Annotated in this window: 27 protein-coding genes; 13 read left to right on the forward strand and 14 right to left on the reverse strand. The window is 67.5% G+C overall.

Features of this window, described 5'->3' with window-relative positions; genetic code table 11:
• Positions 1-43 precede the first annotated feature (43 nt).
• Positions 44-1270: an MFS transporter gene (locus tag C8D87_RS23360; protein WP_112228368.1), complete on the reverse strand. Its 1227-nt coding sequence runs from the start codon at positions 1268-1270 to the stop codon at positions 44-46.
• Between the two features lie 404 nt (positions 1271-1674).
• On the opposite strand from C8D87_RS23360, the gene C8D87_RS23365 reads away from it, so the two are divergent.
• Entirely contained in the window at positions 1675-1941 is a 267-nt protein-coding gene (locus C8D87_RS23365) for a hypothetical protein (RefSeq protein ID WP_112228369.1), read from the forward strand.
• 85 nt (positions 1942-2026) lie between these two features.
• Here the strand turns inward: C8D87_RS23365 and C8D87_RS23370 are convergent, their stop codons facing one another.
• From C8D87_RS23370 to C8D87_RS49230, 3 genes are all read right to left on the reverse strand, one after another.
• On the reverse strand, positions 2027-2326 hold the full coding sequence (locus tag C8D87_RS23370) for a hypothetical protein (protein ID WP_215732448.1): 300 nt from the start codon (positions 2324-2326) through the stop codon (positions 2027-2029).
• A gap of 37 nt (positions 2327-2363) precedes the next feature.
• On the reverse strand, positions 2364-2873 hold the full coding sequence (locus tag C8D87_RS23375) for a nucleoside-diphosphate kinase (protein ID WP_112228371.1): 510 nt from the start codon (positions 2871-2873) through the stop codon (positions 2364-2366).
• Positions 2874-2956: 83 nt separating this feature from the next.
• Complete coding sequence (locus C8D87_RS49230; RefSeq protein ID WP_411711460.1) at positions 2957-3463, reverse strand: substrate-binding domain-containing protein; 507 nt, start codon at positions 3461-3463, stop codon at positions 2957-2959.
• A 200-nt stretch (positions 3464-3663) separates the two neighbouring features.
• On the opposite strand from C8D87_RS49230, the gene C8D87_RS23385 reads away from it, so the two are divergent.
• Together C8D87_RS23385 and C8D87_RS23390 are read left to right on the forward strand one after the other, a co-directional pair.
• A complete protein-coding gene (locus tag C8D87_RS23385) occupies positions 3664-4980 on the forward strand; it encodes a ferredoxin reductase family protein (RefSeq protein WP_112228372.1) in 1317 nt (438 codons plus the stop codon).
• Between the two features lie 34 nt (positions 4981-5014).
• Positions 5015-5380 (forward strand): hypothetical protein, encoded by a 366-nt coding sequence (locus tag C8D87_RS23390; RefSeq protein WP_109640757.1) that lies wholly within the window; start codon positions 5015-5017, stop codon positions 5378-5380.
• Here the strand turns inward: C8D87_RS23390 and C8D87_RS23395 are convergent.
• Positions 5377-6177: an NAD(P)H-binding protein gene (locus tag C8D87_RS23395; protein WP_109640756.1), complete on the reverse strand. Its 801-nt coding sequence runs from the start codon at positions 6175-6177 to the stop codon at positions 5377-5379. The two genes, C8D87_RS23390 and C8D87_RS23395, sit on opposite strands and share 4 nt — an antisense overlap.
• A gap of 88 nt (positions 6178-6265) precedes the next feature.
• Here C8D87_RS23395 and C8D87_RS23400 point away from each other — a divergent pair, with 88 nt between their 5' ends.
• Entirely contained in the window at positions 6266-7027 is a 762-nt protein-coding gene (locus C8D87_RS23400; RefSeq protein WP_112228373.1) for an AraC family transcriptional regulator, read from the forward strand.
• Here C8D87_RS23400 and C8D87_RS23405 read toward each other — a convergent pair.
• Both C8D87_RS23405 and C8D87_RS23410 read right to left on the reverse strand, forming a co-directional pair.
• The gene (locus C8D87_RS23405) at positions 6990-7673 is read right to left on the reverse strand and encodes a LysR family transcriptional regulator (protein WP_112228374.1); all 684 of its coding nucleotides are present in this window, start codon (positions 7671-7673) and stop codon (positions 6990-6992) included. The genes C8D87_RS23400 and C8D87_RS23405 overlap by 38 nt on opposite strands.
• Before the next feature lie 30 nt (positions 7674-7703).
• Positions 7704-8267 carry a TetR/AcrR family transcriptional regulator gene (locus C8D87_RS23410; RefSeq protein WP_112228375.1) on the reverse strand — a complete coding sequence of 188 codons (564 nt, stop codon included), beginning with the start codon at positions 8265-8267 and terminating at the stop codon, positions 7704-7706.
• 86 nt (positions 8268-8353) lie between these two features.
• Between C8D87_RS23410 and C8D87_RS23415 the strand changes: the two genes are divergently transcribed.
• Positions 8354-8992: a class I SAM-dependent methyltransferase gene (locus C8D87_RS23415; protein WP_112228376.1), complete on the forward strand. Its 639-nt coding sequence runs from the start codon at positions 8354-8356 to the stop codon at positions 8990-8992.
• Here the strand turns inward: C8D87_RS23415 and C8D87_RS23420 are convergent.
• Positions 8940-9743, reverse strand: a complete 804-nt coding sequence (locus C8D87_RS23420; protein ID WP_112228377.1) for a DUF3152 domain-containing protein — start codon at positions 9741-9743, stop codon at positions 8940-8942. The genes C8D87_RS23415 and C8D87_RS23420 overlap by 53 nt on opposite strands.
• A gap of 79 nt (positions 9744-9822) precedes the next feature.
• Here C8D87_RS23420 and C8D87_RS23425 point away from each other — a divergent pair, with 79 nt between their 5' ends.
• Together C8D87_RS23425 and C8D87_RS23430 are read left to right on the forward strand one after the other, a co-directional pair.
• Positions 9823-10488 (forward strand): response regulator transcription factor, encoded by a 666-nt coding sequence (locus tag C8D87_RS23425; protein WP_112228669.1) that lies wholly within the window; start codon positions 9823-9825, stop codon positions 10486-10488.
• A complete protein-coding gene (locus C8D87_RS23430; protein WP_112228378.1) occupies positions 10485-12206 on the forward strand; it encodes a sensor histidine kinase in 1722 nt (573 codons plus the stop codon). The genes C8D87_RS23425 and C8D87_RS23430 overlap by 4 nt, the downstream gene beginning before the upstream one ends.
• On the opposite strand, the gene C8D87_RS23435 is transcribed toward C8D87_RS23430, so the two are convergent.
• On the reverse strand, positions 12190-12996 hold the full coding sequence (locus C8D87_RS23435) for an NAD(P)/FAD-dependent oxidoreductase (protein ID WP_112228379.1): 807 nt from the start codon (positions 12994-12996) through the stop codon (positions 12190-12192). The two genes, C8D87_RS23430 and C8D87_RS23435, sit on opposite strands and share 17 nt — an antisense overlap.
• 50 nt (positions 12997-13046) lie before the next feature.
• Between C8D87_RS23435 and C8D87_RS23440 the strand changes: the two genes are divergently transcribed.
• Together C8D87_RS23440 and C8D87_RS23445 are read left to right on the forward strand one after the other, a co-directional pair.
• A complete protein-coding gene (locus tag C8D87_RS23440; RefSeq protein WP_109640748.1) occupies positions 13047-13607 on the forward strand; it encodes a helix-turn-helix domain-containing protein in 561 nt (186 codons plus the stop codon).
• Positions 13608-13614: 7 nt separating this feature from the next.
• A complete protein-coding gene (locus tag C8D87_RS23445; RefSeq protein WP_112228380.1) occupies positions 13615-13884 on the forward strand; it encodes a DUF2277 domain-containing protein in 270 nt (89 codons plus the stop codon).
• Here C8D87_RS23445 and C8D87_RS23450 read toward each other — a convergent pair.
• Complete coding sequence (locus C8D87_RS23450; protein ID WP_109640746.1) at positions 13881-14138, reverse strand: hypothetical protein; 258 nt, start codon at positions 14136-14138, stop codon at positions 13881-13883. The two genes, C8D87_RS23445 and C8D87_RS23450, sit on opposite strands and share 4 nt — an antisense overlap.
• Positions 14139-14452: 314 nt before the next feature.
• Here C8D87_RS23450 and C8D87_RS23455 point away from each other — a divergent pair, with 314 nt between their 5' ends.
• Both C8D87_RS23455 and C8D87_RS23460 read left to right on the forward strand, forming a co-directional pair.
• Positions 14453-15103: a hypothetical protein gene (locus C8D87_RS23455; protein ID WP_233440129.1), complete on the forward strand. Its 651-nt coding sequence runs from the start codon at positions 14453-14455 to the stop codon at positions 15101-15103.
• A 103-nt stretch (positions 15104-15206) separates the two neighbouring features.
• On the forward strand, positions 15207-15932 hold the full coding sequence (locus C8D87_RS23460) for a class I SAM-dependent methyltransferase (protein WP_112228381.1): 726 nt from the start codon (positions 15207-15209) through the stop codon (positions 15930-15932).
• On the opposite strand, the gene C8D87_RS23465 is transcribed toward C8D87_RS23460, so the two are convergent.
• Together C8D87_RS23465 and C8D87_RS23470 are read right to left on the reverse strand one after the other, a co-directional pair.
• Positions 15919-16560: an HNH endonuclease family protein gene (locus tag C8D87_RS23465; RefSeq protein WP_112228670.1), complete on the reverse strand. Its 642-nt coding sequence runs from the start codon at positions 16558-16560 to the stop codon at positions 15919-15921. The genes C8D87_RS23460 and C8D87_RS23465 overlap by 14 nt on opposite strands.
• A gap of 63 nt (positions 16561-16623) precedes the next feature.
• The gene (locus C8D87_RS23470) at positions 16624-17571 is read right to left on the reverse strand and encodes a methionyl-tRNA formyltransferase (RefSeq protein ID WP_112228382.1); all 948 of its coding nucleotides are present in this window, start codon (positions 17569-17571) and stop codon (positions 16624-16626) included.
• A 92-nt stretch (positions 17572-17663) separates the two neighbouring features.
• On the opposite strand from C8D87_RS23470, the gene C8D87_RS23475 reads away from it, so the two are divergent.
• Positions 17664-18914, forward strand: coding sequence for a lysine N(6)-hydroxylase/L-ornithine N(5)-oxygenase family protein (locus C8D87_RS23475; protein ID WP_112228383.1), 1251 nt, complete (start codon positions 17664-17666; stop codon positions 18912-18914).
• Positions 18911-20440, forward strand: coding sequence for an amidohydrolase (locus C8D87_RS23480; RefSeq protein WP_112228384.1), 1530 nt, complete (start codon positions 18911-18913; stop codon positions 20438-20440). Before C8D87_RS23475 ends, C8D87_RS23480 begins: the two co-directional genes overlap by 4 nt.
• Before the next feature lies 1 nt (position 20441).
• Here C8D87_RS23480 and C8D87_RS23485 read toward each other — a convergent pair whose 3' ends face one another.
• Positions 20442-20753 carry an ArsR/SmtB family transcription factor gene (locus C8D87_RS23485; protein ID WP_109640742.1) on the reverse strand — a complete coding sequence of 104 codons (312 nt, stop codon included), beginning with the start codon at positions 20751-20753 and terminating at the stop codon, positions 20442-20444.
• The gene (locus C8D87_RS23490; protein WP_215732451.1) at positions 20750-21184 is read right to left on the reverse strand and encodes an SRPBCC family protein; all 435 of its coding nucleotides are present in this window, start codon (positions 21182-21184) and stop codon (positions 20750-20752) included. Before C8D87_RS23490 ends, C8D87_RS23485 begins: the two co-directional genes overlap by 4 nt.
• Positions 21185-21219: the final 35 nt, after the last annotated feature.

Genomic DNA, 21219 nt, shown 5'->3' on the forward strand with positions numbered 1-21219 from the left:
GCGCGCACGCCGGGACCTTCGACTATTCGTCTGTCGCTACCTTCTACTCCCTGACCTGTTGATCACCGACAAGTGGTTCTTCGACACTGTCGTTCTGTGAATGACCTATCGACATACCTGCGCGCAACAACAGCGGAATCGCAACCAGTCCCACCGCCAAGGTTCCAGCGCCCGCCAGCTGCAATGCATGTCCGCCGCCGAACGCAGAGGACAACGGACCACCCAATCCCGTGCCAATGATGTGTGCACTGTTAAGCATTGCTCCAGACGATGCGAATGCACGACCACGCATGTGCGATGGCACCTCGGCGTGTACGAGGTTGCGAATCGCTAGCCCCTGCACGGTGTTGCAGACACCGGTCAGCAGGAAGCTCGCAAAGGCCAAGACGTACGAGCCGAACGATCCTGCTGCGAGGAGAGCTGCTCCCATAGCTACGCTAGCCGTTACGAGCGCTGTCGTTTGCTTGGCAATCGGGATGCGTGGTGCGACAAACGCCGCAGCGATCGTCATTCCAGCAAGGTGCGCCGCTACCAGTAGGCCATAACCGAGATCGCCTGCCCGCAACTGTTCCTGACTGAAATATACCCGCGCGACGGTCAAGACAGCAGTAAACACGATCGCAGTAGCAAGTGTCGGCACAGCCACACGAAGGACCGCATTCTTACGGATGAGGCCACTACCCTGGCGAACCTGATCGCGCCATTTGAGATGCTTCTGCGAGGCGTCCGGGAACCGCCGGACTTTCAAGGTTGCTATCAGGACTGCCATAACAACAAATGAGAGAGCATCACACAGAAGGACGGCCCGCTCCCCAACAAACGCAATCAACACGCCCGCAAGTGCTGGTCCTCCGATCGTGCCAGTGGTGCGGAAGAGTTCGAGCCGCGCATAACCGGCCGGAACCCTGTCTTCGCCGACAACAGCAGGCACCAACAAGGCCAGCGCCGGCGACACCAACGCCAAACCGACCCCGATGAGCGCGACCAACAGCAGAGTGATCCCGAGCCCATCAACGAACGCGAGTGCCGCCACAAGGATGGCCTGCAGGCTCAGCACCACAGCGATGAGCCTGGTGCTCTCGAATCGGTCCACCACCGTCCCGACCACAGGAGCCAGCAACACCATCGGCAGCACGCCCGCGATCACCAGCGCAGAGATCGCGACACCCGGTCTGCCCTCCCCGTACAAGCGGAGCGTGAGCACTACAAGGAGCATCTCGTCGCCCATGGCCGACAAGCCGTATCCGGAGGCGATCAAGGTCAGAGTCATGCGGGAGCTATTGGGCACGATCAAGTATCGTGCCAGAAACCGAAGTTTTCCGGTACACAGGGAATAAAGCTCGTGGTGGCGCAGATCTTACAGAAATCGAAGATCGCCACACTAAACGCTCACTAAACTCTATCGGGCCAATTGACACCACATGGCGACCGTGGCAGAGTTGAACACCGTCAAGAGCTGGGGGGCGATTTGATAGTTCTTAGGCACTCGAATTCCCACGCCCGCCGGCTTCCCTTGCACGGAGATAAGTGGGGTATTAAATGACTGCCACCCTTGACACCGAAGGCATTGTCCGAGAACTGATCCTCTGGGGCGAGGAAGCCCCTGGCCGCCGAGGCGACCGTACGGTTGTCGCCCAGTCCTACTGTGACTTCACGTTGGAAGACGATGCGGCAGTGGACCGCTGCATCACCGCGCTCCGCGCGTCCGACGAGAAGCTCGCCAAGAACCCCGGCACGATGTACAACTGGCAGCGCACGTGGCTCCAGCGGCACGAGGGCGGGGGCGGCACGGTCAGCTTCGGTGTGGCCTGGTACGACGAGGAGTTCTTCAACGACAAGAAGAACGTCTTCATGGAGCGGATGCACGACGCGATCTTCAGCAAGATCGGCATCTCCGCCGACGCGGTCCACGTCTCACATTGGCGGGTCGTCGCCAACTAAGGCACGCCGCTGATCAAGTAACCGAAGGTCGGCACGTGGTTCAGTTGAGCCACGTGCCGATCTCACAGCCGCACCAAACCCGCTCTTAAATCAGCACATCGGCAAGGCGTTGCCGAACTACGCCCGTGTGCAGAAGATCAGGGATCGGAATCCCGCCCACGATCTGTCGCGTGCTTGAGACCTCACCAAGCCCGGCTGAAGGCAGCAGCTCCAGTAGCTCAACAGAACGGGTAGCCCAGATCTTTGCCAGGTCGAACCGACGCCGACCGTCAACATCCTCGTTGCGGTAGCGGAACGCGAGCGCGTATGCAGTCTCGGCGGCCGCACGTTTGTCGGTGACAAGTTCGCGATCGAACGCCAACTCAAGCGCTTCGATCGAGATCACGCTTTCCGCATCACCGACCATGGCTGTACGCGCCCCCTCAGTACGCGAACTTCTCGGCAAGAGTTTCGTACTCGAACTGCTCGGAAGCGTCGAACCAAAGCTCCACTTCGTACTTCGCTTCCTCAGAGTTGCCGGACGCGTGAACGAGGTTCATGACAGCCTTGCCGCTAACCTCAGACGACGCCTTCGTCTGGTGCGCAAAGTCGCCTCGCACGGTGCCCGGAGCGGCCTGATCCGGGAAAGTGCTACCGATTATCTTCCGTACCTTGGCTACCGCGTCCACACCTTCGAGCGCGAGCGCGAGAACCGGAGCACTCTGCATGAAACCAGCAGTGCAGTTGTAGATCTCCGCACCAGCGCGGTCTTCGAGGTCGAAGTAGTGCTTGCGGGTGAACTCCGCGTCCATGTGCTTCATCTTGACGCCGACAATCTTCAGTGCGGCATCCTCGAAGCGAGTGATAATGCGGCCCGCCAGGCCACGAGCGAGCGCATCAGGCTTCAGCAGAACAAGAGTCCGTTCAACACCAAGGTCCAGCGAATCAGACATATGTCTTCCTTCCGCAGAGGCTTGTGACGGGAATGCTACCGACGCCGACGACAACTCTTCCGTTGGTAGACTGAGACGGCAACTCAGACGGCCACCAAACCATCCACTATGGACAGTCGAGAGGCTCCCAGAGCCGTGGTGCGGGTCGTGGTGCGAACTGTGCTGAAACTGTGACCACAGAGACCCATATCGAACTTCGCACCACACCATAAGTGCTGGTAGACCCACCGAAGACGCCCGTATGGATCACTTCTAATCCCGAGGTCGCAGGTTCGAATCCTGCCGGGGGCGCTCCACGAAGTGGCCTCTGACCTGCATGGACAGGTCAGGGGCCATTTCTTTTCGATCTTGTGTCTGGTGGAGTAGCGAGGGGTCAGCACCGGCTGCACCAGCCGGCGCCGTTCCACACCGGTGCGCGCATTGATCAGAGCGATCAGCAGGTCGACCGCCTCATCTCCCACCTGGTCCGACCGGAGGCTGACCGTGGTGACGGCCGGAGTCGTCGTCGCGTAGTCCGGATCTTCGCTGATGCACGCCACCAGCAGGTCCTGCGGCACCCGGAGCCCGTGCTGCCGGGCGGCGGCGAGGATGTTGTGGTCGTGCGGTCACGGCCTCCAGGGTGGGACGCCGCCAGGCAGGCGTGCTCTTCATGTCGATCCCAACAGCCTGTGCCAGCTTGTGGTCAAGACGTCAATCACTCAACGTACCGGGCTACAGCGGCCCGGTCGGCCGCTGGACCCGCAGTGTCATGTGGACAAGAGGGGAAGCGGTGGAGGCGAGGATTTCACAGGTGCGGCAACGGGCCGTACCTCCGGTCGTTGCGGCGCGGTGGGCGCTGTGGACGTTTGTCGTCGTCAACTTGTTGATCGTCGAGCTGCTTTTCCTCACCGCGGGGACCGGCAAGAACGAGGTGCTCACGGTCGCCAAGTTCTTCGGCCTGCACGCCGCCGTGCTGATGCTGTTCCAGTTGCTGCTGGTGGCGCGGCTGCCGTGGCTCGACCGGCGGATCGGCATGGACCGGCTGACGGTGTGGCACCGGTGGGTCGGCTTCACCCTGCTGTGGACCGTCCTCACGCACGCCGTGCTGGTGGTGCTGGGCTACGCGAGGCTCGATGACGCGTCGATGACGAAGACGTTCTTCGCGCTGGCCGGGGTGCCGGCCTCGCTGCTCGGGATGGGCGCCGCGACGATCATCGTCGTGGTCGCCGCGGTCTCTGCCCGGTATGTGCGGCGGCGGTTGAGGTACGAGACCTGGCACGGGCTGCACCTGCTGCTGTACCTGGCGCTGGGGCTGGCGTTCGTCCACCAGTTGCTGGAGACGACGACCTTCAACTCCTCCGCGCTCGCGAAGACGTACTGGTGGGCGCTGTGGCTGTTCGCGTTCGGGGCGCTGGTCGTGGGGCGGATCGTGATGCCTTTGTGGCGCAACGCCCAGCACCGGTTCGAGGTCGCGGAGGTCGTGCGGGAGTCGGACGACGTGGTGTCGGTGCACGTCACCGGCCGTCACCTGGACAAGCTGCCCGCCAGGGCCGGGCAGTTCTGCATCTGGCGGTTCCCGGGGCACAACCACTGGTGGCTCGCGAATCCGTTCTCGCTCTCGGCGGCGCCCGACGGCCGCGCGTTGCGGCTGACCGCGAAGGCGGTGGGCAGCGCCAGTGCCGGGCTGCGGCACCTCCCGGTCGGGAGCCGTGCGTTCGTCGAGGGGCCGTACGGGGCGTTCACCTCGTTGCATCGGACGCGGCCCGGCGCGCTGCTCATCGCCGGAGGGGTGGGGATCACGCCGATTCGGGCCCTGCTGGAGGAGGAGTCGGCCGGCGACGTGGTCGTGCTCTACCGGGTGCGCAGCGAGAGCGACGCCGTGCTGGCCGACGAGGTGCGGGCACTGGTCGAGGAGCGCGGCGGGCGTCTGCACCTGCTCACCGGTCGCACGGCGGAAGGGCTTTCGCCGTTCGAGCCGGAGAGTCTCCGTGCCCTGGTCTCCGACATCACCGAACGGGACGTGTACGTCTGCGGCCCGCCCGCGATGACCTCGGCCGTGCTCAGCTCCCTGCGCGCGCTGAAGGTTCCCCGCCGGCAGGTGCACTCCGAGCGGTTCGGCCTGGCCTGACGAGCGACGGCGGGAGGGCTGGTTAACCTGCCGTGTGGACAAGACGCGGTTGGGCATCGGGCTGGTCATCGGCGTGCTCGTGGTGCAGACGCTGGCCTGTCTGGTGTGGAGTCCTGATGCGACGCTGACCGGGATCGGTCTCGCCTTCAACGCGGTGGCCGCGGTGTCGGCCGGGTTGTTCGTGCGGCGGGGCGGGCGGGCTGCCTGGGTCGTGGCCGGGTGGTGCGCCGGGTTCTTCGGCTGGCACGTGGCGGGGCTCGGCGAGCTGGCCGGCTGGTGGACGACCGGGATGGACGCGGCGTTTCTCGTGGCGTCGCAGTACCAGGTCTCGGTCGTCTACCAGGCGGTGATGGCCACGGCGGCCGGGTTCGCCGTGCACCTGTTGTTGCCTCGGCGCTAGCGCCAGGTGTTGGCCACGTAGGTGTCGAAGCTGGTGGCCGGGCGACCCAGCAGGCGGCTGACGTCGTCGGTCGGGGTGGCGAGCAGGCCGTCGCGCATGGCCTCGAACATGCCGTTCAGTTCGGCTGTCTCCTCCTCGGAAACGCCGTAGGACAGCAAAGTCTCGCGGTACTCGGCCGGGGTCAGCTTGACCAGCTCGATGGTCGGGGAGATCTTCTGCAGCGCCGCGGCGAAGGTGATCGCTTCGGGGCCGGTCAGGTTGTAGGTCTGGCCGTCGTGTTCGCCGTCGGACGTCAGGACGACCGCCGCCACCTCGGCGATGTCCTGGACGTCCACGAACGGTTCCGGCGTGTCGTCGACCGGGAGGGACAGGCGGCCGGCCCGGACCTCGGACTCCCAGATCTCCTCGGAGAAGTTCTGGTTGAAGTTGTTGGCGCGCAGCACGGTCCAGGACAGGTCGCTGGCGTGCAGTGCCCGTTCCGTCGCGGCCATGCCCTGGAACAACTGCTCGGGGGTCTCGTCGAGGCCCCGGCCGGAGAGGGCGACGAGACGGCGGACGCCTTCGGCCTGGGCCAGTTCGACGAACGGGGCAGCCGCGGCCGGGTCGGACGGGGCGATCACGTAGGCCGCGGTGACGCCGTGCAGGGCAGGTTTCCAGGTGGACTCGTCGGACCAGTCGAAACGGATCGCGCTGGAGCGGGAGACCGGGCGGACCTCGACGCCGGACTCTTCGAGGGTGCGGACGACGCGGCGTCCGGTCTTGCCGGTCGCGCCGATGACCAGGATCTCTTGTGACATGGGACCAAGCCAACGCGACGGGGCCGCGATCGACCATGGGTGAAAGTTCATCGATGATGTTCGATCGTTCTTCACTATCCTGGGTGGCATGGAGGCGTTCGACGAACTGCTCCGCGGAGTGCGCGCGGATGGTGCTGGGGTGCGTCGGGTCGAGGTGGCCGGGAGGGAGGTGGTCTCAGGCCTCACGTTGTACGCGGTGGCGTCGGGTTCACTCCGGGTCCTGGACCAGACCGCGAAGGCCGGGGACATCGTGGTGGTGCAGGGAACCGTTGCCGTGGAAGGGCTTGCGACGGTCATCAGCGGTACGTACGACGTGGTGGGGGCTGTGGCGCGCCGGCTCACGGCGGTGTTGCCCGCCGCGTTGGTCGCGCCCGGATCCGACGAGTGTGCGGACTTCTACTCGAACGTCGGCACCGCGTGGCCGGGTGTGGTGGCGGATCGGCTGCTGGACTGGATGATGGTGTGCGCGTTGCGGGAGTGGTTCGACCGCGAGCACGGCACCGGATGGCTGGCGGCGCTCGGGGACGAGGTGGTCGGACCGGTCCTGCGTGCGATGCACGCGGAGCCGGCGCGGGCGTGGACGCTGGCGTTGCTGGCCAAGGAGGCAGGGGTGGCGCGGACGACGCTCGCCGGGCGGTTCGCGCGGCTGGTCGGGGTGCCGCCGCTGACGTACCTGACCGAGTGGCGGATGGCCCTGGCCGCGGACCTGCTGACGGAGTCTTCCGCGACGGTGGCCGCGGTGGCGCGGCAGGTCGGGTACGCGGACGCGTTCGGGTTCAGCGCCGCGTTCAAGCGCGTGCAGGGCGTGAGCCCTAGCGAGTGCCGCAGCCGGTGCGTCGCGACTGCGTGACGTCCAGGCAGCAGCGGACGAACTCCGCCGCCGCCTCACCGGCGTCCGGCAGCCAGGCGACGCCGACCTCGCTGGGACTGATGCCGGTCACCGGTACGCAGTCCACGATCTCGTCCCGGTGAGCCAGCGGATGAGCGGAAGACAAGGCCACGCAACGAGGTTCGGTGAACAACGACCGGACACCGAACGCATCCTGGCCGGGGAAGGGCAACCGCAGCAACGCGACGGGCACCTCGGCGCTGGCGAGGCCCGCGGTCGCGTCCGTCCACGACGCCTGCCGCAGGTCGACCCGCCAGTCCGGCCTGCGTCGCGCGAAGGCGGCGACGATGTCCGGCGTGGCCTCGTTCGCCGCACCGGCCAGGAAACCGACGCGCAGCACACGCGCGGCGCTCCTGGTGTCGCGCACCGCGGTGTCCCAGTCGGCGAGCACCGGTGGCACCCGCGCGGCGAGGGTGTGGCCGGCCTCGGTGAGCGTCATACCGGTGCTGGACCTGGTGAAGAGCCGCACGCCCAACTGCGATTCCAGGTGCTTCAGCTGCTTTGTGAGCGATGGTTGTGACACGAAGAGCCGATGCGCCGCGCGCGTGAGGTTGCCCTCCTCGGCGATGGCGGCGAAGTACCGCAGCAGTCTCGTGTCCACGTCCATGCCGTCAGGTTATGGAGATGGACATCAACCTCAGGTGAGCACACGAGAGAGTTGGTGATCTACCAAGTCTTCCGCGGCTTCCGGCGTGACCTGACCTATCAGCACCTGAAGCATCAGGCCGTCGACGAACGCCAGCAACGCCATCGCGTCCCGCTTCGGATCACCGCCGGGACGCACCGCGGTGATCATCCCCGCCAGCCACGCCACCATCTGCTCGTTGCCCTCGTGCAACGGCACTCCGAGACGCGGCTCGACCACGGCCTGCGCCAGGAATGCCGCGAGCACCGGGGCCTCCGCGCGGGCGTCGGGACTCAGGGGCAGGAGCTCGAGCAGGATCGCGCGCAGGTACTTCGCGGGGTCGTCCGAGTGCACCGCGCCCAGCCGGGCAGCCACGCGTTCGCTGATCAGGTCGAACGCGAACATCAGCATCTCGTCCACGGTCGCGAAGTAGTGCTGGACGCGCCCCATGGACACGCCCGCCTCCGCGGCCACGTGACGCAGGCTCACGGCGTTCAGGCCTCGTGCGGCGATCACCCGGCACACGGCGTCGCCGATCTGGCGGCGGCGTTCGTCGTGGTCTACCTGCTTGGGCATGCGGCATCTCCAATGCGATCGCATTGCATCCTACGCACAACCTGTTTTACGATGCGTTCGCATTGCAAAAACGTCAGGGGGACGTCATGCAGCTCTGGGACTTCGCCGCACTCACCTACTACCGCGTGCTCGACCGGTTCGCAGGGACGCTCAACACGCTCGCGGTCGACAAGCTCGAGCTGGAGCCCGGCGAGGCCGTGCCCGACATCGGGTGCGGGACCGGGGCGTCGATCCCCGCACTCGTGGAAGCCGTTGGGCCGCAAGGACGTGTGGTCGCGATGGACTTCAGCCCGCGCATGGTGGCCATCGCCAGGAGACGGGCCGCGAAGTGGCCGAACGTCGAGGTGCGCCTGGCCGACGCGTGCACCACCGACCACGGAGCCGGGGAGTTCGACGCGGCGGTGGCGCTCGGGGCGTTCAGCGCGATGCCCGACGTGCCGGCAGCGATCGCGAACGCGGCCGACGCGCTGCGGCCGGGCGGGCGGTTGTTCGTGTTCGACGTGCGGCTGGCAAAGAAGACGCGGACTACCCGGTTCCTGCGGGCGGCCTACCGGAGGATCGCCGGGTTCACCGGCGCCGACGTCGTCGAGGAGCTTCGGAACGTGTTCGAGCGCGTGGAACCGGTGTTCCGGATCGAAGGTGACACCACGACGGTGGTCATGGCCAGGAAGCTCACGGATACGGCCACGGGTTCGGCGTGCACACCTTGCCGTCCTTCGGGATGACCGCGCCCTGGGGAACACCGTTGGTGATGTGGACGATCTCGTCGTTGGACACGCTGAACGTCTGCTGCATCATCACCGGAGCGGGGGCACCCGAAACCTCGCAGGCGCGGTGGCCCTGGCCGAAAGCGTGGCCGGTTTCGTGGTTGACCACGTACTGGCGGTACGAGGTCAGGTCCGGGAGGAACGCGACGGCTCCGCGGAACCAGCGGGCTGCGCTGAGGAAGACGAGGCCGCCCTCCCGGCACGAGACGTCGACCGGGATCTCGTAGCCGCACACGGCACGCGCCGTCTGCTGCGAGGTCAGCCTGATCCGCAGCGAGGCGGGGCCGGAGACGCGTTGGACCGAACGGGCGCCGCGCGCCGTCCAGCCGCGCGGGTCGGCGAGAGTCGCGTCCACGAAGGACGCGAAGGCCTGTTCGTCGACGGTGATGCCGTCCTCGACCTCGACGGCGTAGGTGCGCAGCGGGCCCGTGCCGACGACCGGACCCGATCCCGGTACCACGTGGAACGTGCCGGTGCCCGACACCGGGTATTCCGGGCCGTCGGGCAGCTCCGAACTGGACGTGTAGACACGAGGTGGCGGGGCCGCGGAGGAAGGTGGGGCCGGAGAAGACGGGGCCGCAGAAGAAGGTGTGACGGAGGACGGCGTTGTGGCCGGGGCGGCCGCTGGGGACGTTTCGCCTGCCAGTTGGGATGTCGTGAGCAACAGCGCGGTCAGTGCCGTCGCCCCCAGGACCAGGTGCACCTTCATGACGACAAGCCTCGCCGGAACTGATGAAGAACCTGTTTACGTTCCGCTTGACTGTCGTGAAGGACTGCATACTGCAGTGGTGTGTGCCCACATCCTCGTCGCCGAGGACAACGTTCACCAGGCGGAGCTCGTGCGCCGGTACCTCGAGCACGACGGGCATTCGGTGGTGGTCGTGCACGACGGCCGGGCGGCGATCGACGAGACGCGGCGGCGGAACCCCGACCTGCTGGTGCTGGACGTGATGATGCCGCTGGTGGACGGCATCGACGTGATGCGCGCCATCAGGACCGAGTCGGACGTGCCGATCGTGCTGCTGACCGCACGGTCCACTGAGGACGACGTGCTGCTCGGGTTCGACCTGGGGGCGGACGACTACATCACCAAGCCGTTCCGGCCGCGGCAGATGGTGGCGCGGGTGCGGACGATCCTGCGGCGCACCGGGCGGGCGCGCGAAACCAGCGCGACCGTGCTCAAGGTCGGCGACCTGACCATCGACCCCGTCCGGCACGAGGTGCACATCAAGGACGAGCTCATCAGCCTCACGCCCGCGGAGTTCCGGTTGCTCGCGAAGATGGCAGCGCAGCCGCAGCGGGTGTTCACGCGGGAGCAGTTGCTGGAGGACGGGTTCATCACGGCACGCACGGTCGACGTGCACATGATGAAGCTGCGGCGCAAGATCGAACAGGATCCGCGCCGGCCCGAGCGGCTGCTGACGGTCTACGGGATCGGGTACAAGCTCGCATGAAAAGCCTGCTGGTCCGGTTCTTCCTGTTCTCGCTGGTGATCGCGGCGTGTTCGATCGCGGTCACGGCGTGGCTCGCAAGCCAGGCGACGACCGGCACGATCCGCCAGCAGCAGGGTGAGGCGCTCGAGACGGACGCGCAGATCTTCGACGAGGTGCTGAAGTACGCGGCTACGCACGACAGCTGGGCGGGCGCACAGTCCGAAATGGACAGAATCGCGCGACAGCACGGCCGCCGCATCGCGCTGACCGACCACAACGGCAAGAAGCTCGTGGACACCGGCGACGCGAGCTCGCCACAGCTGCCCATCACTCCCAAGGCGATCGTCGACCCGCTCAACGTCAACGGCAAGATCGACCCGAGGGCGGTCGGGCCGTTCAAGCTCACCGACGAGGAGCACGACAAGCTGCACGCCTACGCCACGCAACTCTCCTCGTGCAACCCGCACATCAAGATCGTGGAGGCGCCCAACGGGCGGCCGCGGCTCTCCAACGACGAACCCGGCCGGCCCTCGTTGTGGGAGGACTGCGAGGTGGGCAACCGGCTTTACACGCTCACGGCGACGGAGACCGCCGCGTACAGGGAGCTGCAGACGCTGTTCTCGGAGTGCCTCGCCACGCTGCCGGGAGACCCGCAGATCCTGAGCAAGAGGCCGCCCCAGGTGACGTTCGACTGGGAGATCACGACGGTCCGCGACTCCTCGCCGGAGGTGGGCGCGTGCATCGAGACCGCGCGGCGCACGCAGCTGGAGCCGTACGTCGCCGACCAGGCCCAGCTGTTCCTCACCCCGCTGGCCGGTGAGGAGCCGAGGTCGATCGACCTGTCGACGACCGGCGTCACGCGGATCACGCTGGTGGCACTGGGAATCCTCGCGCTGGCGGGGTTCGCGTCGTGGATCACCGCGACGCAGCTGGTGCGGCCGATCCGCGCGCTCACCGCCGCCACCAAGCGCACCGCGGAGGGCGACCGCACCGCGCGGGTGGACGGCGGCGCGGGCGAGATCGGTGAGCTGGCCAAGTCGTTCAACGCGATGTCCGAGAAGCTCGCCGAGACCGAACGGCAGCGGCAGGTGTTGGTCAGCGACGTCGCGCACGAGCTGCGCACTCCGCTGGGCAACATCACCGGCTGGCTGGAGGCGACGCAGGACGGGCTGGCGGAACCCGACCCCCACCTGATCGACATGCTGCTGGAGGAGTCCCTTCTGCTGCAACGACTCGTGGACGACCTGCACGACCTGGCGCAGGCCGACGCCGGCACGCTCAAGCTCCACCGGGAACCGATCGCGCTGGACGACGTCGTGGACCAGGTCGTCAACGCGCAGCAGAACCGCGAGATCCTGCTGCGCGCCGAAACCACGCCGGTGCACCTCACCGCGGATCCGGTGCGGCTGCGGCAGGCGCTCGGCAACCTCGTCGCGAACGCCGTCCGCTACACCCCACCCCGCGGCGAGGTCGTCGTGAAGCTGTTCCAGGTCAAGGACAGCGCGGTGCTCGAAGTCGCCGACACCGGCAGCGGCATCGCACCGGACGACCTGCCGCACGTGTTCGACCGGTTCTGGCGCGCGGACAAGTCCCGCAGCCGCACCACGGGCGGCAGCGGGCTCGGCCTCGCGATCACCCGGCACCTCGTGGAAGCCCACGGCGGCACGGTGTCGGTGACCAGCGAGCTCGGTGAGGGCTCGGTGTTCCGCATCGAACTGCCGCTCAGCCACCAGCGGTGATCAGGTCCATGTTGATCATTCCGGCGGCCTGGGCACCCTGCGCGGCGGCGACGATCACGATCGCGGCCGGGTCGGTGACGTTGCCCGCCGCGTAGACGCCGGGCACGCTCGTGCGGCCCTTGTCGTCCGTGCGCACGAACGGGCCGACCATCGTCTCCTCGGTCTCGGCGCCCAACGCCAGCAGGAACTCGTCGCGCGGTTTGACCGGCGCGGAGTAGACGAGCGCGTCGGCGGGGATGCGCCGCGAGCCGGAGATCACCGCGACCAGGCGGTCGTCCTCCACCTCGATGCCGTCCACCGACGGAACGTGCGTGACGTCGTCCGACCACTGCCGGACCAGCGCGACCTTCATCTCCTCGCCGAACACCACGAGCCGCTGGTCGCGGACCTCGTAGCCGTGGCAGTACGGGCAGCTGAAGACGTCGCGGCCCCAGCGGTCCCGCAGCAGGTCCGGCACCTCGTCGACCAGGCCCGTCGCGAACAGCAACCGCTTCGCGTGCACGGTTCGCCCGGTCAGCTCGACCGCGAACCCGTCATCGAGCTTCGCGACACCGCGGACCGTGTCGTTGACGATCTCTCCGCCGTAGCCCTCGACCTCGGCCCGACCGTGCTTGAGCAGGTCCAACGGCGAGAGCCCGTCACGAGAGAGGTAGTTGTGCATGTGCGCGGCCGGCTTGTTGCGCGGCTCGGCACCGTCGACCACGAGCACGCTCCGGCGTGCCCTGGTCAGCATCAGAGCGGCACTCAGCCCGGCCGCTCCCCCACCGATGATCACCACTTCGTAGTCCATGACTGAACTGTGCGGTCGACAGGACAGTTTTGGCAACGTAAGTTGCCAATATGGCAACAACCGTGGGGCAGAGGCTCGCCGCGCTGCGAGCCGAGCACGACCTGACGCTGGCCGCGTTGTCCGAGATGACAGGCATCTCGAAGTCGACGCTGTCCCGGCTGGAGACCGACCAGCGCAAGCCGACGCTGGAGCTGCTGCTGCCGTTGTCGCGGACCTACCAGGTCTCGCTGGACGACCTCGTCGGCGCGCCGGAGGTCGGTGACCCACGCGTGGTGATGAAGCCGCGCGAGCTCGCGCACGGACGGGTCGGCATCCCGCTGACCAGGTCGATCGGGCCGCTGCAGGCGTGGAAGATGATCATCAAGGACCCGGTGCTGCACGAGCCGCGCGTGCACGAGGGCTACGAGTGGTTCTACGTGCTGAGCGGGCGGATCCGGCTGCGGCTCGGCGACAAGGAGGTCGTGCTGCGCGCCGGCGAGGTCGCGGAGTTCGACTGCCGGCAGCCGCACTCGTTCAGCAGCGCGGACGGCAACCCCGCCGAGATCATCAGCCTGTTCGGCAAGCAGGGAGAACGCATCCACACCCGCGCGGCGCCGCCGAAGGGGCCATAGTGGAGCCATGTGCCGAAACATCCGGGTGCTCCACAACTTCGAACCGCCGGCGACCCCCGACGAGGTGCAGGCCGCGGCGCTGCAGTACGTGCGGAAGGTGAGCGGGGCGGCGAAACCGTCGGCGGCCAACCAGGCCGCGTTCGACAAGGCGGTCGCGGCGGTGGCGGCGGCCACCCAGGAGCTGCTCGACGCGCTGGTGACGACGGCACCGCCGAAGGACCGTGAGGTCGAGGCGGCGAAGGCCAAGGCGAGGGCCGCGGAGCGGTACGGGCGCTAGTTCCGGACGCGGGTGTCCAGGTACATGCAGATCAGCTTGGCCGCGACGCCCGCGGAGCCGACGATGAAGGCCTGGTCGGGACCGAGCGTGAGGGCGATGGTCCACAGCAGCAGCGCGATCAGCACGAGGATGACCGTCACCTGCACGGCGTGCGGCCACTGGGCGAGGTGGACGAGCCACCTCGTCGGCTGCCTCGGCTGCGGAACCTCCACGTCACCCGCACTATCGGGTGAACGCTCCGCCTTGACCGCCATCTCTCTCCTCGCTCCGTTTACTCCTGCTGGACCTATTCTCCTTAGTTGATCTTCTACGGAGTGTTACTTCCGCTTGTCGTGCGGTGAGCGTTGCGTGAGCATCGCCGAACGGCAGACGAACGGTCATCGACGTGATCGGTTGCCGGTCCGTCACCGTCCGTTTACAGAATGAGGTCCACGTCGCAACTTTGTGTGCCACCCAATCGGGTAATCGTTCTACCCTGCGTAATCGTTACACCGTTCGGAGTAGCACCGTTTTTGTCAGACCCCTCGGATAACGTCGGGTGAAGAGAGCGGTACGAGGGGAGAAAACGTTGCCGGACAACAACGTCAGCGTCACCGCACTGTCGTTCACCGAGTACGTCATGAGCGGCCAGCGTGGACGCATCAACATCGTGTCGGAACAGCGGGGGATGTATCTGACCGACGACCCCAAGGTGTGCGGGTTCTACAACCCGATCCGCGACGCCATGCGACGAGCGGTCAACTCGACCGAACCTGAACTGGAGCTGAAGAAGGCGATTCTGGGCGCGAACAGGACCGGACAGCCGCGCGCGTTCGAGGAGATCGCGGACGGGTTCCTGCCCTGGCTGGCGTCGTTCAAGGCCACCGGGGTGCCGGTCGAACCGGCGACCTACCGGGTCGGCGACCTCACGCTGAAGGTCCGCCCGCACCTGGGGCTGCGCAAGAAGGACGGCTCCACCTACGCGGTGCTCGTGCACACCAAGGAGGTGCCGCTGACCAGGGAGGCCGCGAACGTCGGGCTGCGGATCCTGCAGCACACCATCTCCGACACGCTGCCGGGGGCCACACCGATGGTGCTCGACGCGCGGCGCGGCAAGGCCTACCAGATGCCGGTGCGGACGAACCTGGGGAAGCTCGACGTGCTGATCGCCGCCGAGGCGATGGGCTACGTGACGCACTGGCAGCTGTCCGGCCTGTTCGAGTCGGTCCGGGCGGTGTAGGGGAACGGGTGACGCGGCCCGTCTGGGGGTCGGGCCGCGTCCCCCGTTCTGCCGGGGGCAGAGTCGTCGGCGCAGGCGGACGGACTGAGGCAGTCTCGGGGACATGAGCACGACAGGCCTGGGGTTCAGCGGCGAGGTCGCCGGCTACTACGCGAAGTTCCGGCCCGGCTATCCGCCGCCGGTCATCGACGCGTTGGTCGCCGAGCTCGGGCTGACCGGCGACGACGTGGTGCTCGACCTCGGCTGCGGCACCGGCCAGCTCGCCGTCCCGCTGTCGGCACGCGTGCGGCGCGTGCTCGCGGTCGACCCGGAGCCGGACATGCTGGCCCATGCGCCGAAGTTGCCGAACGTCGAGTGGCGCGTCGGGTCGGACGCGGACGTACCGGAGCTCGGCCGGTTCGACGCGGTCGTGGTCGGGCAGGCGTTGCACTGGATGGACCACGAGCGGCTCTTCCGGCAGGCCAGGACGCGGAAGTTCGCGATCATCGCCAACGGGACGCCGTTGTGGCGGCAGCACCCGACGATCCGGCGCGTGCTCGAAGAGTGGTTCGGCAAGCCGATGACGGCCGGCTGCGGCACGGACTCCGAAGCGCGCCGGCGGTATGCGGACGCACTGCGCGAAGCCGGTCACGAACCTCGCGAGTGGACCGTGAGCTACTCGCACGAGCACACGATCGAAGAACTGGCGGGCAGCCTGTTCTCCGCCATGTCACCGGACACCCTGCCGAAACCGGACGAACGCCCGCGGTTCCAGGAGAGGCTCCGCGAGGCGATCGGGAACGACAGCTACGTCGAGCCGATCACGGTGGTGGTGATCAGCACGCCTTGAGCATCGAGGCCAGCGCGTCGTGCTCGGCCTGGTCCGCGGTGAGCTTGTAGGTGATCTTCACCGAGATCCAGTGCTGCGCGTAGGTGCACCAGTAGGCCTGTGCCGGCGGCTTCCACTTCGCCGGGTCCTGGTCACCCTTGGCGCGGTTGGACTTCGCGGTCACCGCGATGAGCTGGATGCCACCGAGATCGTTGGCGAACGTCTTGCGCTCGTCGTCGGTCCACTTGTCCGCCCCGGAGCGCCACGCCTCGGCCAGCGGCACCATGTGGTCGATGTCCGCCTCACCGGCGTCCCTGATCACCACGTTGTCGTAGGCACTGTTCCAGGTGCCGGAGACCGCCTTGCAGTCCTTGTCCGACTTGACGTCGGTGCCCTGGCGCTGCAGCACGATCTCCCTGGTGTCGCAGGAGTTTCCCTGCGAGGACCAGTGCGGGAAGCGGTCGCGGCTGTAGCCGGCCATCTTGCCCTCCGGCGCGATCGTCAGCGCGCCGAGATCGGACGAACCGACCGGAGCGGACCCGGTCGGCGCCGGCGGATTCTCCTTCGAGGACTGGAGATTCGTCAGGTACCAGCCCAGTGCCACGAGCAGCACGAAGACCACCAGTGACGTCACCGCCGCGCGATTCATGCGCTCATGATCGAGCATGCCGATCACGGACCGATCAACCGGCCTGTGATCGGCATGTCGTCGTTATGGACGCGACGTCAGGTAGCCGCCCATGTTCTTGAAGTACTCGTGCGCTTTGAGCTCGGTGCCGTCGGCGGTCCGAACCTTCTTGACCAGCAACGCCTTGCTGCGCCCGCGCCGGGCCTCGGCACCGGCGACGATCGCCACGCCGTCGCCCTCCCGGTAGAAGATCCGGCCGGGAGTGCCGCCGTACACGGCCTGCGACACGTCGGCCTCGATGATCTCCAGACGCTGGCCGCGGTGGAAGCAGAACGCGCTCGGGTACGGCGCACACTGCGCGCGCACGAGCCGGTCCAGCTCCTCCGCGGTCCAGGTGAAGTCGATCCGCAGGTCCTCCTCCGCACGCTTGTGGAAGAACGAGGCCTGCGAACGGTCCTGCTTGGTGAAGTCGGTGCGGCCGGAGGCGATCTCGGCGAGACCGTCGACGGTGATCGGGCCGAAGAGCTCCAGCGTCTTGGCGAAGAGGTCCGCCGTCGTGTCGCGCGGGCCGACCGGAACCGCGCGCTGCAGCACGATGTCGCCGGCGTCGAGCGTGTCGTCCATCATGTGCGCCGTCACGCCGACTTCCTTCTCGTCGTTGAGCAGCGCCCAGATCAACGGAGAGAAGCCCGCGTACTTCGGCAGCAGCGAGTCGTGCACGTTCAGCGTCCCGTGCTTGGGCAGCGCGAAGACCTGCGGCGGGATCCAGGTGCGCCAGTTGCAGGCGACGATCACGTCCGGCTCGGCGGCCTTGAGCTTGTCGAGCAGCTCCTGGTCCTCCGGCCGCTCGCGGACGACCACCTCGACACCGTTCTCACGGGCCAGGTCCTCGACGGAATCGCTCCAAATCTTCTCGTACGCGCCCTCACCCCTGGGGTGGGTGACCACCAGGACCACCTCGTGCTCGGACGCCAAAAGTGCCTGCAGGGTGCGATGACCCCAGGTCTGGAACCCGAACATGACGACCCTCACGGGGTTCTCTCCTTCACTTCGGTGAGATACGGTCAGGCTAACCTAACCGATGGCTTGCCAGGGCAGCTTAGGCTGCCCTAAGTTCGGTGCTCATGCATCCGATCTACGACATCGTCGGCATTGGGTTCGGTCCCTCGAACCTGGCGCTCGCCATCGCTCTGACCGAGCACAACGAGCAGGCCGGAACCCCTGTCACCGCGGTGTTTCTCGAACGCCAGGAAGCGTTCGGCTGGCATCGGGGCATGCTGCTCGACGACGCCACCATGCAGGTGTCGTTCCTCAAGGACCTGGTCACCATGCGGAACCCGACCAGCCGTTTCTCGTTCCTCTGCTATCTCAGGGACCGCGGCCGGCTCGTCGACTTCGTCAACCACAAGACGCTGTTCCCGCTGCGCGTCGAGTTCCACGACTACTTCGAGTGGGCGGCGGCGCAGGTCGACGACCTGGTCACCTACGGCGCCGAAGCCGTTGGCGTCGAAGCGATCCAGGACGACCTGTTCGAGGTGACCACGGCCACGGGTGACGTGTACCACGCACGCAACCTCGTCTTCGCCACCGGACTGCGGCCGTCCCTCCCGGACGGCGTCGAGCTGTCGGACCACGTGTGGCACAACAGCCAGTTCCTGCACCGGATCGGCGAACTCCAGCACCCGAAGCGCTGCGTCGTCGTCGGCGCCGGGCAGAGTGCCGCGGAAGCCGTGGCGCACCTGCACCGCGAGTTCCCGAACGCCGAGGTGTGCTCGGTGTTCTCCCGCTACGGCTACTCCCCCGCCGACGACAGCTCGTTCGCGAACCGGATCTTCGACCCCGAAGCCGTCGACCACTACTACGACGCACCGGACGCGGTGAAGCAGCGGTTGATGGACTACCACCGCAACACGAACTACTCGGTGGTCGACGTCGACCTCATAGCGCAGCTCTACCGCACCGCGTACCAGGAGAAGGTCCTCGGCACCGAGCGGCTGAAGATGATGAACCTGACCAGGCTCGTGGCGGTCGAGGAGTCCGGTTCCGGCGCGCGAGCGGTGGTCCAGTCGCTCGTCACCGGCGAGCAGGAGCTCATCGAGACCGACCTCGTGCTGCTCGCGACCGGCTACGACGAGGCCACGCCGGTCCTCGGTTCGCTGGACGAGACCTGCGCACGGGACGAGCAGGGCCGTCTGGTCGTGGGACGGGACTACCGCGTGCAGTCGTCATTGCGCGGCGGCATCTACCTGCAGGGCGGTACCGAGCACTCCCACGGCATCTCGTCGTCGCTCTTGTCCAACGTCGCGGTGCGTTCAGGTGAGATCCTGGCGTCCGTGCTGACCAACACCCCTGTGCCGGTCCTCGCGACGGCATGAAGCTCGACCTGAAGCTGACGGGCTGCCGGGCCATCACCATGGACCCGGCGCATCCCGCCGCGCACACGATCGGCATCTGGCAGGGCCGGATCGTGGGGATGGACGAGCAGATCGAGAGCCTGCCCGCCGCCGAGACCGTCGACCTCGGCAACGCCGTGGTGCTGCCCGGTTTCATCGACGCGCACACGCACCTCGCGTGGAACGGCCGGCGCACGATCGACCTGACCGGGTTGACGACAACGGCCAAGGTGCTCGACCGCCTGGCCGGTGCTGCCGGTGAGGGGTGGATCGAGGCGTCCGGCTACGACCGCCGGATCATGGAGGTGCCGCTCACCGCCGCCGATCTCGACCGGATCAGCGCGGGCAGGCCGGTGTACGTCGCCGACCTGTCCGGGCACGCGTGCGTCGTGAACTCCGTGGTGCTCCACCAGCTTCCGGGCATCACCAGTGACGGCTGGCTGACCGAGAACGAGCAGCTGGCCGCGCGGTCGTTGCGGCTGCCGTACTCGCTCGACGAGATCACCGCCGAACTGCACGAGAGCGCGCGGCAGGTGCTGGCCGAGGGCGTGACGATGTGCGCGGAGGCGGGCATCGGCGCCGGCCTCATCGCGAGCAGCCCGCTCGAGGCCGCCGCATACCAACGCGTACAGCTGCCGATCCGCGTGCAGCTCATGGTTTCCGCGTACGTGCTGCACGACGTCGCCGCGGATCCGGCGGACGGGATCCCGCGGGCGATCGACCTCGGACTGCACACCGGGTTCGGCGACGACATGCTGTCGCTCGGCGGCCTCAAGCTGTGGACCGACGGCGGCATGATCGCGCGCACGGCCGCGTTGTCCGAGCCGTACATCGGCACGGACAACTCCGGTCAGCTCGCGGAGTCCGAGGAGTTCATGCGGGCGGCGATCGTCGACGGGCACCGAGCGGGCTGGCAGCTCGCGATCCACGCGATCGGCGACCGCGCGATCGACTTCACGCTGGACGCGGTGGCGGAGGCACAACGGCAACGACCGCGCGCTGACGCCAGGCACCGGATCGAGCACTGCGGCCTGGTGCGCCCCGACCAGCTCGAGCGGATCGCGGCCCTCGGCCTGATTCCCGTTGTCCAACCGACGTTTCTGTGGTCCTACGGCGACGACTACAGCGAGATCATGGGCCCGGAACGCGCACCCTGGATGTACCGCGGGCGGTCGTTCCTCGACCACGGTCTCACCGTCGCGGGCAGCTCGGACCGGCCGGTCGCGGACGGGGCACCGTTGCGCGCCATCGAGTTCATGGTGCGGCGCCGCTCGTCGAGCGGCCGCGCGGTCGGACCGGACGAGGCGATCACCGTCGAGGAGGCGATCCGCGCGTACACGCTCGGCAGCGCCTACGCGTGCCGCAAGGAGCACGTGCTGGGCAGCATCACGCCGGGCAAGCTCGCGGACCTCGTGGTGCTCGGCGACGACCCGCGCACGAGCGACGCGATCGCCGACATCCCCGTGCTCGCCACCATGGTCGGCGGCACCCTCATGCCGCAGCGCTGAACTACCCCTCGGCGATCTTCTTGATCGCAGCCAGCCGCCGATCCCACTGGGAGGCGAGCGAGGCCATCCACGTGGCGGTGGCGTCCAGCGCGCCGGACCGGACGGAGAAGTTGTTCTCCCGGCCGGCCCGTTCGGACGCCACCAGCTCGGCCTTCTCCAGCACGGCGAGGTGCTTCACGATCGCCTGCCGGCTCACCGGCAGCTCCGTGGCGAGCGCGGACGCCGAGACCGGCCCCTTCGCGGCCACGAGATCGAGCACCCGGCGCCGCATCGGATCCGCGAGCGCGGCCAGAACGTCGTCGACCTGACTCACTTCTCCAGGTACTCCCGCAGCTCGTCCAGTTCGTGGCCCCAGCCGTCGACGTTCCCGGACGCGTAGCGCTCCTGGTCCTCCGACGGCAGGTCGAGCTGCGTGAACCCGCTCTCCACGACCTGCAGCAACGTGCCGCCGTCCACCGGCGTGAGCGTGAACTCGACCAGCGTCGCGTTGCCGGGCACCGGATCCGGCCCGAGCGGACCCGACCAGCGCCACGAGAAGAACGACTCGGGCTCGACCTTCTCGATGATCGCACGCCCGGTGCCGTGCTCCGCCCACGTCAGCGTGACCTCACCACCGGGCTCGAGCTCCGACACCGTCGCCCCGGCGTCACCGAACCACGTGCCGAGGTGCTCGGCCGAGGTCAGCGCGGCCCAGACGCGCTGCTGCGACGCGTTGATCAGCACGTCGCGTTCGATCCGGTCCACGTCCACCTCCTGCAACCGAGCGGTTGCAGAAAAGA

The organism is Lentzea atacamensis (assembly GCF_003269295.1).
GTDB classification, from domain to species: Bacteria; Actinomycetota; Actinomycetes; order Mycobacteriales; family Pseudonocardiaceae; genus Lentzea; species Lentzea atacamensis.

What these genes read in the sequence shown, in the direction of transcription:
- C8D87_RS23360 (WP_112228368.1), bottom strand. Translation starts at nt 1,270, where the DNA reads ATGACTCTGACCTTGATCGCCTCCGGATACGGCTTGTCGGCCATGGGC.
- C8D87_RS23375 (WP_112228371.1), bottom strand. Translation starts at nt 2,873, where the DNA reads ATGTCTGATTCGCTGGACCTTGGTGTTGAACGGACTCTTGTTCTGCTG.
- C8D87_RS23395 (WP_109640756.1), bottom strand. Translation starts at nt 6,177, where the DNA reads ATGTCACAAGAGATCCTGGTCATCGGCGCGACCGGCAAGACCGGACGC.
- C8D87_RS23400 (WP_112228373.1), top strand. Translation starts at nt 6,266, where the DNA reads ATGGAGGCGTTCGACGAACTGCTCCGCGGAGTGCGCGCGGATGGTGCT.
- C8D87_RS23405 (WP_112228374.1), bottom strand. Translation starts at nt 7,673, where the DNA reads ATGGACGTGGACACGAGACTGCTGCGGTACTTCGCCGCCATCGCCGAG.
- C8D87_RS23410 (WP_112228375.1), bottom strand. Translation starts at nt 8,267, where the DNA reads ATGCCCAAGCAGGTAGACCACGACGAACGCCGCCGCCAGATCGGCGAC.
- C8D87_RS23415 (WP_112228376.1), top strand. Translation starts at nt 8,354, where the DNA reads ATGCAGCTCTGGGACTTCGCCGCACTCACCTACTACCGCGTGCTCGAC.
- C8D87_RS23420 (WP_112228377.1), bottom strand. Translation starts at nt 9,743, where the DNA reads ATGAAGGTGCACCTGGTCCTGGGGGCGACGGCACTGACCGCGCTGTTG.
- C8D87_RS23430 (WP_112228378.1), top strand. Translation starts at nt 10,485, where the DNA reads ATGAAAAGCCTGCTGGTCCGGTTCTTCCTGTTCTCGCTGGTGATCGCG.
- C8D87_RS23435 (WP_112228379.1), bottom strand. Translation starts at nt 12,996, where the DNA reads ATGGACTACGAAGTGGTGATCATCGGTGGGGGAGCGGCCGGGCTGAGT.
- C8D87_RS23440 (WP_109640748.1), top strand. Translation starts at nt 13,047, where the DNA reads ATGGCAACAACCGTGGGGCAGAGGCTCGCCGCGCTGCGAGCCGAGCAC.
- C8D87_RS23445 (WP_112228380.1), top strand. Translation starts at nt 13,615, where the DNA reads ATGTGCCGAAACATCCGGGTGCTCCACAACTTCGAACCGCCGGCGACC.
- C8D87_RS23450 (WP_109640746.1), bottom strand. Translation starts at nt 14,138, where the DNA reads ATGGCGGTCAAGGCGGAGCGTTCACCCGATAGTGCGGGTGACGTGGAG.
- C8D87_RS23460 (WP_112228381.1), top strand. Translation starts at nt 15,207, where the DNA reads ATGAGCACGACAGGCCTGGGGTTCAGCGGCGAGGTCGCCGGCTACTAC.
- C8D87_RS23465 (WP_112228670.1), bottom strand. Translation starts at nt 16,560, where the DNA reads ATGAATCGCGCGGCGGTGACGTCACTGGTGGTCTTCGTGCTGCTCGTG.
- C8D87_RS23475 (WP_112228383.1), top strand. Translation starts at nt 17,664, where the DNA reads ATGCATCCGATCTACGACATCGTCGGCATTGGGTTCGGTCCCTCGAAC.
- C8D87_RS23480 (WP_112228384.1), top strand. Translation starts at nt 18,911, where the DNA reads ATGAAGCTCGACCTGAAGCTGACGGGCTGCCGGGCCATCACCATGGAC.